This is a genomic window from Flavobacterium glaciei (assembly GCF_003350545.1).
GTDB classification, from domain to species: Bacteria; Bacteroidota; Bacteroidia; order Flavobacteriales; family Flavobacteriaceae; genus Flavobacterium; species Flavobacterium glaciei.
Genome location: NZ_QQBA01000010.1, coordinates 74,265 through 83,984, shown reverse-complemented (window position 1 = coordinate 83,984; position 9,720 = coordinate 74,265). Strand labels below are relative to the sequence as shown.

The 9,720-nt window shown below is 32.7% G+C and carries 13 protein-coding genes; 9 read left to right on the top strand and 4 right to left on the bottom strand.

All coding sequences use genetic code 11. The features are described 5' to 3' along the window. The first annotated feature begins 84 nt into the window (after positions 1–84). From DFR66_RS10000 to DFR66_RS14180, 8 genes are all read left to right on the top strand, one after another. Positions 85–1,074, top strand: coding sequence for a 2-hydroxyacid dehydrogenase (locus DFR66_RS10000; RefSeq protein WP_114754704.1), 990 nt, complete (start codon positions 85–87; stop codon positions 1,072–1,074). Positions 1,075–1,688: 614 nt separating this feature from the next. After that, a complete protein-coding gene (locus tag DFR66_RS14095; protein WP_262510420.1) occupies positions 1,689–1,979 on the top strand; it encodes a YceI family protein in 291 nt (96 codons plus the stop codon). Positions 1,980–2,088: 109 nt separating this feature from the next. After that, positions 2,089–2,259, top strand: a complete 171-nt coding sequence (locus DFR66_RS14090; RefSeq protein ID WP_262510419.1) for a YceI family protein — start codon at positions 2,089–2,091, stop codon at positions 2,257–2,259. Between the two features lie 54 nt (positions 2,260–2,313). Further along, entirely contained in the window at positions 2,314–3,207 is an 894-nt protein-coding gene (locus tag DFR66_RS09990; RefSeq protein WP_114754703.1) for a DnaJ C-terminal domain-containing protein, read from the top strand. Further along, positions 3,204–3,497, top strand: coding sequence for a chaperone modulator CbpM (locus tag DFR66_RS09985; RefSeq protein WP_114754702.1), 294 nt, complete (start codon positions 3,204–3,206; stop codon positions 3,495–3,497). Before DFR66_RS09990 ends, DFR66_RS09985 begins: the two co-directional genes overlap by 4 nt. Before the next feature lie 187 nt (positions 3,498–3,684). Further along, positions 3,685–4,020, top strand: a complete 336-nt coding sequence (locus tag DFR66_RS09980; RefSeq protein ID WP_114754701.1) for a universal stress protein — start codon at positions 3,685–3,687, stop codon at positions 4,018–4,020. Beyond that, positions 4,010–4,519 (top strand): universal stress protein, encoded by a 510-nt coding sequence (locus DFR66_RS09975; protein WP_114754700.1) that lies wholly within the window; start codon positions 4,010–4,012, stop codon positions 4,517–4,519. The genes DFR66_RS09980 and DFR66_RS09975 overlap by 11 nt, the downstream gene beginning before the upstream one ends. Before the next feature lie 769 nt (positions 4,520–5,288). Continuing rightward, a complete protein-coding gene (locus DFR66_RS14180; RefSeq protein ID WP_338419548.1) occupies positions 5,289–5,540 on the top strand; it encodes a sodium/calcium exchanger protein in 252 nt (83 codons plus the stop codon). 33 nt (positions 5,541–5,573) lie between these two features. Here the strand turns inward: DFR66_RS14180 and DFR66_RS09965 are convergent, their stop codons facing one another. Then, positions 5,574–6,698, bottom strand: a complete 1,125-nt coding sequence (locus DFR66_RS09965) for a cysteine desulfurase family protein (protein WP_114754699.1) — start codon at positions 6,696–6,698, stop codon at positions 5,574–5,576. 20 nt (positions 6,699–6,718) lie between these two features. Next, entirely contained in the window at positions 6,719–7,639 is a 921-nt protein-coding gene (locus tag DFR66_RS09960; RefSeq protein WP_114754698.1) for an EamA family transporter, read from the bottom strand. Between the two features lie 201 nt (positions 7,640–7,840). On the opposite strand from DFR66_RS09960, the gene DFR66_RS09955 reads away from it, so the two are divergent. Continuing rightward, entirely contained in the window at positions 7,841–8,785 is a 945-nt protein-coding gene (locus tag DFR66_RS09955) for a hypothetical protein (RefSeq protein WP_114754697.1), read from the top strand. 138 nt (positions 8,786–8,923) lie between these two features. Here DFR66_RS09955 and DFR66_RS09950 read toward each other — a convergent pair whose 3' ends face one another. Together DFR66_RS09950 and DFR66_RS09945 are read right to left on the bottom strand one after the other, a co-directional pair. Further along, complete coding sequence (locus DFR66_RS09950) at positions 8,924–9,475, bottom strand: Smr/MutS family protein (protein WP_114754696.1); 552 nt, start codon at positions 9,473–9,475, stop codon at positions 8,924–8,926. After that, positions 9,468–9,650 (bottom strand): hypothetical protein, encoded by a 183-nt coding sequence (locus tag DFR66_RS09945; protein ID WP_114754695.1) that lies wholly within the window; start codon positions 9,648–9,650, stop codon positions 9,468–9,470. Before DFR66_RS09945 ends, DFR66_RS09950 begins: the two co-directional genes overlap by 8 nt. Between the last annotated feature and the right edge of the window lie 70 nt (positions 9,651–9,720).

Here is a 9,720-nt window from a genome sequence, read left to right as displayed (position 1 = left end):
AAATAAGAATTGAAATTTGTGAAACAAGTCTAATGAAAAGAACTACCTTAACAAATATTATTTTAGAAATGAAAAATAGCAAAAATGAAAACACTAGTGTACAGCATATTAGGATTTGACAAAGCTTTTTTAGAAAAAGAGTCACATGGTAATCAGGAATTAGTTTTTACGGAGCAGTTTCTAAACGAAAATACAGCATTGCTAGCCAAAGGATTTGATGCCGTTTCACTTTTTACATCAGATGACGCTTCAGAAAAAGTTTTACAAAAACTATCTACTTATGGCGTAAAATATATTGCCTTGCGTTCCGTGGGCTACGACCATGTTGACTTAACAAAGGCTAAATCACTAGGGATGAAAGTGGCAAATGTTCCCGAATATTCGCCTAATGCCATTGCAGAACTCGCCGTAGCTTTAATATTGGCACTAAACAGGAAGCTAGTTTTAGGACAAAGTTTGATGCAAACTGGCGATTATCGATTGGATCACTTAGTGGGATTTGATTTACATGGAAAAACAATAGGTATTGTAGGAACTGGAAAAATAGGAGCTGCATTTGCAAAAATAATGAATGGTTTTGGTTGTAAAATAATAGCATTTGATATTAAGGAAAATAAGGAACTCATGGATGAAATTCCATTAACTTATGTTTCACTCGAAGATTTATGCGCTACTGCTGATGTTATATCTGTGCATTATCTACTTAATGCAAAAACGACCCATCTGTTTAACAAAAGTACTTTTGCATTAATGAAAAAAGGAGTGATTTTTATTAATACTGCTCGTGGAGGAATCGTAAATACCAAAGATTTAATAGAAGCTATCGAAAATAAAACCATTGGTGCAGCAGGATTAGATGTTTACGAAAAAGAAAAGCCAATATTTTTTCTAGATCATACGGATACTCCAATAAAAGATGATTTATTTTTAAAACTTCGCTCCCATCCTAATGTGATGATTACTGGACATCAAGGTTTCTTGACAAACGAAGCATTAAAAGGAATTACACACACTACGATTGCTAATTTGAATGCTTGGGACAATAATGGTATTTCTGAAAATGAGGTGAACTGAAACCGGTTTTGAATTCATTTTTAATCAAATAACCATAGTGTTGTTTGTTTGTTTTAAAATGTACTGAGAATAGCAGTAATTAGCCCGAAGATAAAAAGTTTCTTTAAAATCAGAAAAGTTTAAATGTATTAGAATATTCGTACACTAAACATTCCGTTTATCATTTTCTTAAACAATCAATTAGGGTAAAATGCCACTAAAACACAAGAGTTAGCACTGTTATGTAAAGCCTTTACTTTTTATCAAACGAAATCAGTTAAGCTTTATTAAAAAAACACACCTCTTCAAAATTATTGCTCAATGCCAAAGCATAACATCTGATTCATTCAAAATCAAAAATAATGTACTGAATAGTACAATCAACTTACTGTCGTATTGTATTACTCGAATAATAGAAATAATAGCTACATACACTCCATACACATAACTTATTGTAATTAAGCAACTTATTATTATTTAAATACCTAGAAATTGATTAAATTTGACAGACAAAAATGTGTAACAATTACAAGCATTTGTACTGTCACTTTTACACCTACAAAAATTGATAAAAACGAGATTACAACCTCCAAACTTCTTTATAAACTCTCAAATAATTAAAAAAGTAATGCCACATGAAAAAAATAAGCACAATTATCATAACATTGTTTTTCTCTACTTTTCTACTGGCACAAACAACATGGAAAGTAGATCCAATGCATTCCAAACTCACTTTTAGCACCGTACATCTCGGCATTTCAGATATAGCCGGCTTATTCAAAAAATTTGAGATAACAGCAACAACTACTAAAACGGATTTTAGTGATGCTGTACTTGAACTTTCGACTGACGAGGCCTCTATTGACACCGAAGTGGAAATGCGTGATAATCATTTGCGAAGTGCCGATTTTTTTGATGTGGAATAATATCCAAAAATGACTTTTAAAAGCATCTCCATAAAAAAATTGGAACGACAAATACAAACTTATTGGAACACTCACATTACATGGAATAACAAAACAGGCAATAATTACTATGTTGTATAGAGGAACTATAGTGAATGAACAATCAAAAGCAATTACTGCTGGGTTTCAGTTTAGCGGAATTTTAAAACGTTCTGATTTTAATATAGGCCAAAAATTTCCTTCAGAAATGATTAGCGACGAAGTAAAAATTAAAGCAGATTGTGAGTTCATTAAACAGTAAATACCTTCGATTAAAATATTATTAAAGCCCGAAAATTAAATAAAAAAAATCCAGATGGCATTTATAGACTATTACAAGATTCTTGAGGTGGACAAAAAAGCAACCGAAGCCGAGATTAAAAAGGCATATCGCAAAATGGCCCGAAAATACCATCCCGACTTAAATCCTAACGATAAAGAAGCCGAAAGAAAATTTAAGGAAATCAATGAGGCCAATGAAGTATTGAGCCATACCGAGAATCGTAAAAAATATGATGACTACGGCGAAAACTGGCAACATGCGGCAGAATTTGAAAAATCAAAACAACAACAGCAGTACCATAGAGGCGGTCAACAGGATGGCTTTGGCGGCGGCGGTGATGATTTTTCAGATTTTTTTGAATCAATGTCTGGAGGCCGCTCGTCAGGAAATGGAAGTCGTCGCAGTGCACAGTTCAAAGGGCAAGATTTTAATGCTGAACTGCATCTGGACCTAATAGACGTATACACTACACACAAACGTACCTTGACAATTAATGGCAAAAATATTCGGATTACTATTCCTGCTGGAGTCGAAAATGGCCAACAAATAAAAATTAGCGGACAAGGCGGCGATGGTACTGGCGATGGACCTAAAGGAGATTTGTACATCACTTTCAATATTGAAAACCATACCAACTTTAAGCTGGATAAACACAACCTCTACTCCTCCGTTACCTTAGATTTATATACTGCCATATTGGGTGGCGATATCACCGCAGATACTTTTGACGGAAAAGTAAAACTAACCGTAAAACCCGGAACTCAAAACGGAACAAAAGTAAAACTGAAAGGAAAAGGATTTCCTGTCTATAAAAAGGAAGGGGAATTTGGAGATTTATACATTACCTATCAAGTGCAAATACCCACAAATATTACTGAGAAAGAAAAAGAATTATTTACGGAACTCGCTAAGTTAAAAACGTCATGAACATAGAAAACCTTATCGCTATACCTGCATTATGTACCCATTATAAAGTAGAATTATCCTTTTTTAACAATCTCAGTGAAATGGGTTTACTCGAAGTAAAAACAATCGAAGAAACACAATATATCCATCCTGACGCAATCAATGAAATTGAGAAAATGATACGCATCCATCAGGAATTAGATATTAATACAGAGGGAATTGATGTCGTATTTAATTTATTGCAAAAAATTGATGCTTTACAAAATGAGCTGAATTCCGCTAAAAACAGATTGCGTTTGTATGAAAGTTAAAAAAAATTTGGAATTAAAAGCGCTAACAAAATGATACCACCATTATATATTTAAACTCGGATTAGTTTCTAGCTATCAAATAAAAGGCTTATATTTAATTTTTGATAGTAATAACAACAGACGATACCGACACCTAAAATAGAGAGGTGAAATAATAAGCAACCTTCTTTAAATAATCTGAACAATTATGAAAACACTACTTGTACCGACAGACTTCTCCATACCAGCTGATTCCGCTATAAATTATGCCATACAGTTAGCAGCGCTTTGGGATGCTTCATTAATTTTATACCATAGTTTTATTCCTTTCGAGAGTGGATTTTATTCACATTCACTCAGCCAAAAAGAAAATCTCGAAAATGAAAAAAAATTAATGGACAGGCTAGCTACCATTCAAAATGAAATTTTGAAAAAAAACCCGTCTCTTTCTATTTCAATTCACGTTGATCAAGGTCCTGAAGGTGAAAAAATCATTAAATTTTGCAAGAAAAAAAAAAATAGATCTGATATTAATGGGTACTAGTGGCGCCAGCGGTTTAAAAGAACAATTAATTGGCAGTTTTACTGCTGAAGTAATGACCAAGGCACCTTGTCCAGTATTAGCCATACCAAATAAGTATAAATTTAGAATTCCCAAAAAGATTATGTACGCAACTAATTATACCCAAAAAGACAATAAGGTTCTTGAAGTACTACTAAAGTTTAACGAAGTCTTCAATGCTTCCATTAATATTTTACATGTTGATTGGGGAATAACATTATTTACTGCAGATGAAGATTATGAAAAGTATAAAAAATCAATCCAAAATCATTTTAAAGATTTTGAATTTACGTTTAATCATACTGCTGGAAAGGACATTTCAAAAACAATCTTAGAAGAAACCTTATTGGATAAAACAGAAATACTAGTAATGAACCCATTAAAACGGAAAGGAATGTGGAATCGTATATTTGAAAAAAGTGTTACAAAGAAAATTGCTTACCACGTACCTTTTCCGCTACTGACAATCCCAATGAAATAAGACCGCTTTGGCACTATTGAAACACACACATTCTTCCTAAAAAAAGAACAAAATAATTACAATTTCTCCGACATAAAACAACCAACAGTATTGCTTACAAAAACAAAAATGCAAGTATAATTAAAGACAATAACGAAATAATTATTTTGAGGTGAATTCAATAAATATTAATAGTTTAGGTATCTTGACAGCAACCGGAGTTATAGTAGCGACAAATTCTAAGCTATCAAAACATGGAAATATGATGACTGATATCATTTGTTGGTGCAAAATGTTTATGGGAATTATTCTTTAATCATCTGTGGCATATATGCCGGAGTTAATGAATGGAATAAGCTCTGTGGTATTGCTCGATTCGCCAAATCTCGCTGTTGGAGGTATTGTAGGAAGTTGTGCTTTTAATATCCTAATTATTTCTATAATGGATTTATTGTATAATCATAAAAAAAAATCATGTTCATATCACAAACGTGACTTATCATAACCGCTTCGTTTGAAATAATACATTTGACTTTTCTGGCAATTGCGATCTTAATGCCTACAACTTTAGGGACTATATTTTGGATTGGAGAATTGAGTTTGATGTTTCTTTTCTTTTACTTAATTACTATCAGAGTATCGTTTTTTGTACGATAAAAAAGATAGAAAAAAAACAACAAAGTAAGAAACATTTCAATTCGCTAACACTAAAACAAGTAGTTCTCCGCTATGCACTTAATGCTTTTTTTTGATGGTGTCTACCATATTATAGCCATATTTTGGTGAGCGTCTGGCGGAGGCAAGTGGTTTGGTTCAAAGTTTTTTTGGTACATTATTTTTAGCCGCCTCCACATCGCTTCCCGAGGTTGTTGTGCCCATAGCCACCATCCGCATAAGAAAAATAGACTCGACAATGACAAATATTAACGATGCTAGTTTGCGTCTCAATGAAAATATGGAAGCTTTGAAACACAATTTTCTATTTCGGGGTTATTTTAAAAAACAGGAAAAAGCAAAATTGAAAGAACAAAAAAATAAGTGACAATAAATGACACCATTTTTTCGAGCTCAATTTTTATATTGTTTTCAACGCATCAATAAGTAAATCAATATCCCCTTTTGTATTGAAATGGCTGAAAGATATACGCAAACTTGGTTTTTTCAAATCCTCTACAGAAAGCATTTCAGCTAAAACATGCGAAGGCTTTATGCTTCCTGACTGGCAGGCACTTCCTCTAGATACCGCAATTCCTTTCATGTCTAAATGAAATAATATCATAGCCGTTTTTGTTTCGGAAAAAGGCAAAAGAACATTCAAAACAGTGTAAAACCCATCAGGTTTTCCATTGATTTTACATTCAGGGAATTCAATTTTGAGTTGGGCAATCAAATAGTTTTTCAACTCAGCAATATGATTTTGCTCAGCTTCTAAGTTGGTATAGGAAACTTCTAATGCTTTAGCCATACCAGCAATTTGATGCAATGCTTCGGTTCCAGCACGCAATCCTTTTTCTTGTTCGCCACCAAAAAATAAAGGTTGCAACCCAGAATTTTTTCGAATAAAAGCAAAACCAACACCTTTTGGTCCATGAAATTTATGTGCACTTGCCACAATAAAATCAACAGGAATAGTTTGCAAATCAATCGTTGTTTTTCCAATGGATTGCACCGTGTCCGAATGAAATAAGGTATTATGCTCTTTACAAATGCGACCTATTCTTTCTAAATCCAGAATGTTTCCCGTCTCATTATTCACATGCATCAGGCTGACCAATGTTTTCTTTTCCTCTGAAAGCAACTCTACTAAATGAGTAATATCTATATCTCCATTTGGTTTCACATTCACATAATCAATTTGAATATCATATTCTTTTTCTAAGACTAAAGCTGTGTATAAAACTGCATGGTGCTCTATTTTACTGGTAATAATTCGTTTAACCTGTAAATCTCTAACCGTAGAACGAAGTATCCAATTGTTAGCTTCGGTGCCACAAGAGGTAAAAATAATTTCCTGGGCAGTCGCATTTAGATTCCTAGCAATTGATTTTCTGGAAAGTTCCAATATACTTTTGGCGGCACGACCCAAACCATGAGTTGATGATGGATTTCCATAATCTTCCGTCATTACTTTGGTCATTTCCTGGATTACTTCGGCACGAATTGCAGTTGTGGAAGCGTTATCGAGATATACTTTTTTCATTTTTTTTGGGAAATTATAAATTATTTTAAATCCGCTATTTCTACTGGAATATTTGAAGCTTTTCTAGAAAAAATTAGCTTTTCATTAAAAACTACTATCGAAATCATAATTAGGAAATAGGAAAATAACTGCAGTGTGCTTACGTTTTCATGGTAATAAAAGATGGCTAATAGAAAACCAATAATCGGATTAACATAAATCATAATCCCAACTGCAGAAGAGTTAATTCCTTTTAATGCGTACAAGTTTAAAAACAACGGAATTATCGTAAAAAAGACTACAATAACTAGTAAACAACTATAAAACAAAGCCTCTGTGGGTAAATCTCCACTATAATTAGGATAAAAAGGAAGTAGAATTATTGCCGTAAATATTAATTGAATTGTCAAAATAAGGAATTTATCCAATTCACTATTTTTTCGTTGACTCACTAAATACATCGCATACGTAGCTGCCGTTACAAGACTATAAAAAATGTCTTCAAAATGATTCAATGACAATAAAACACAACTTAAAGCGCTTATCATTACTGCAAACCATTGCCATTTACTCAATTTCTCTTTTAATACAAAAAAAGCTAATATGGTCGTTAAAATAGGACAAATCATATAGGCTAATGAAGCAGCTTTTACACTAACGTGATTCATTACATAAATAAATACAAACCAGTTTGAGGATAAAAATACACCACCGACAAGTGTCAAAATAGTTACGCTTTGCTTTTGTTTTGCAGTCATCGCATTGAAATGATTCCAATTTTGCAGGATTATTTTGCGTCGGAAAGCAACATTAATTATTATCATGAGCACCACACTAAAAAAAACACGGTAGAATAAAATGTCTAACGAAGGATAATTGTGTAATGGTTTTAAAGCCAAACTAAAGAAACCCCAGATAAAAAAGGCGGAGAAAGCAGCTAAATAAAATTTGTTGGGTTTCATTATAGAGTGAAATATGTGCAAATATAATGATTTCTATTTGCATTGAATTCATCCAATACAGGCATTACATCAAAGCATAAGCTTTTTTAAAACCCATAATTGAAAATTAAAAACCTAATATCCTGTTAAATAATCTATTTTTGAAGGGGAATGCAATTGTAACAAATTAAAAATTCTATTTTTGTTACAAATATTATAAAAATGAAAAGAGTTGTAAGCCTATTGGTTTTTGCATTACTATTAAATGGTTGTGATGATGGTGATTTAATTCAAGAAGACATTAGTTTTGAAGATGTTACTACACAAAATTGCACTAAGAATGACATCATCTACAAACTAAAAGATAATGAAGCTCTAATCCTTGAAGTTGTTGGGTTTACCTTCCCAACTGAAACTAAATCCCAAGAATTAGACATTAGCACATCAAATCGTGTATTATATCGTTTTTATAATGGTGCCGTAAATTCTTCTACAATCTGCGAAACTATTCCGCCGGCATCACCAATTGTGGTGGATCAATGGACCACATCTGGTGGGAAAATAGTTATAAACACTACAGCTATCAAAACAACAAATACAACTGATAACAGCACAAAAATTACAGGTTACAATCATAATATCACGTTCAAAAACATCACATTTGTAAAAAGTGATGGGACACAAGTGTACGAAACATTCCCTTTTGGTGACTATGTTATCAGTGCCACGCCACTACCATTTGCATTCAATAAGACACTTGAACAATGTAATTCTACAAAACAATTGTATGATTATAATAGTAATGAAGCGCTTATTTTAGACATTGATCCTACTTTAATTGTAAATGAAGTTACTCCGTTAAACACTCCAAGAACGGGATTAATAAGTAATACAAAAAATAAACTGACCTATCGATTATTTTCTGGATTGCTAACGGGCGCTTATTTTTGCAACTCTACTTTTCCGACTACTCCTGCAGTAAGTGAAGAATGGATTGCTGTAGCTGGAGTAGCAAACGAAAGTGGAATTGTAGAAGTAACAACTACTACTTTAGGAACAGGTTTTAAACACACTGTTGTCCTTAAAAAAGCAAAAATGAAAAAAGGAAGTAGTGATTTTATTTTGGGTGATAATTACATTTACGGAGAATTATTGACTACAAATTAATCCCAAAAAAGAAGCAAAAATAGAGTCAAAAAACAACCGTTTTAGACACCAAAAAAAGTTCGATTTTTAAGTAATTTCTCTTGTGAAAAACGCTTAAAAATCGAACTTTTTTTTTGATTTTAAAAACAACAATAAAACCTACATAGCACTTTGCTTGATAAAAACTTCTGTAGCGCCTTGACCATATTTTTGATAATTCCCTTCTTGAAAAGCGATGTTATCATAGCGACCCAATAAAAAATCCAGCTCTGCTTTTAAAACTCCTTCACCCACACCATGAATAAAAACAATCTTTGGAATGCGATTCCGAATAGCAAATTCTATGTGACGTTTTGCCGTTTCAGTCTGCAAAGTCAGAATATCATAATTAGACATGCCACGTTTATTGGGCACCAGTTTTTCGATGTGTAAATCAAACTCCGGCGCTGGAATTTCGTGCTTCGATTTCTTTTCTTTTACAAAAATTCGCGGTTTTGGCGTCTCTTTTTCTTTAGCAATTTCACTTACATTAATTCTTCTTATAGAATCTAGTAAGTTACTGGAATCGTTTACTTTAATCAATTCATTGACAAAAAATGTCATCATGAATCCTTCCTCTGTTTCTATCGTAACTTGCTTCTCATTGACTGACAACACTACACCATTGATAGCCTCGTCAAGTACTGAAACCTTATCTCCATTGTTAAACATTTTCGTCTTCTTTATCTTGATTTTTACTTGGTGTTTTGGCACTCAATTGCATCATTCCCATCATGAAAATCACAATTGCAATTACCAATATATATACATTTTTTTCGGCACTCACCTGCTCGTATAAAGCAACTGTTATTGCCACTACCATTATTGGAATTATAAACTTTTTCATTTTTTAAAATATCAGTTTTCAAAAGTAATGAATTTAAAATTGCATTAATTATTATCACAACCGTTTCTTA

Coding starts and splice junctions, on each gene's coding strand:
- DFR66_RS10000 (WP_114754704.1), top strand. CDS start 85: ATGAAAACACTAGTGTACAGCATATTAGGATTTGACAAAGCTTTTTTA.
- DFR66_RS14095 (WP_262510420.1), top strand. CDS start 1,689: ATGAAAAAAATAAGCACAATTATCATAACATTGTTTTTCTCTACTTTT.
- DFR66_RS14090 (WP_262510419.1), top strand. CDS start 2,089: ATGTTGTATAGAGGAACTATAGTGAATGAACAATCAAAAGCAATTACT.
- DFR66_RS09990 (WP_114754703.1), top strand. CDS start 2,314: ATGGCATTTATAGACTATTACAAGATTCTTGAGGTGGACAAAAAAGCA.
- DFR66_RS09985 (WP_114754702.1), top strand. CDS start 3,204: ATGAACATAGAAAACCTTATCGCTATACCTGCATTATGTACCCATTAT.
- DFR66_RS09980 (WP_114754701.1), top strand. CDS start 3,685: ATGAAAACACTACTTGTACCGACAGACTTCTCCATACCAGCTGATTCC.
- DFR66_RS09975 (WP_114754700.1), top strand. CDS start 4,010: ATGGGTACTAGTGGCGCCAGCGGTTTAAAAGAACAATTAATTGGCAGT.
- DFR66_RS09965 (WP_114754699.1), bottom strand. CDS start 6,698: ATGAAAAAAGTATATCTCGATAACGCTTCCACAACTGCAATTCGTGCC.
- DFR66_RS09960 (WP_114754698.1), bottom strand. CDS start 7,639: ATGAAACCCAACAAATTTTATTTAGCTGCTTTCTCCGCCTTTTTTATC.
- DFR66_RS09955 (WP_114754697.1), top strand. CDS start 7,841: ATGAAAAGAGTTGTAAGCCTATTGGTTTTTGCATTACTATTAAATGGT.
- DFR66_RS09950 (WP_114754696.1), bottom strand. CDS start 9,475: ATGTTTAACAATGGAGATAAGGTTTCAGTACTTGACGAGGCTATCAAT.
- DFR66_RS09945 (WP_114754695.1), bottom strand. CDS start 9,650: ATGAAAAAGTTTATAATTCCAATAATGGTAGTGGCAATAACAGTTGCT.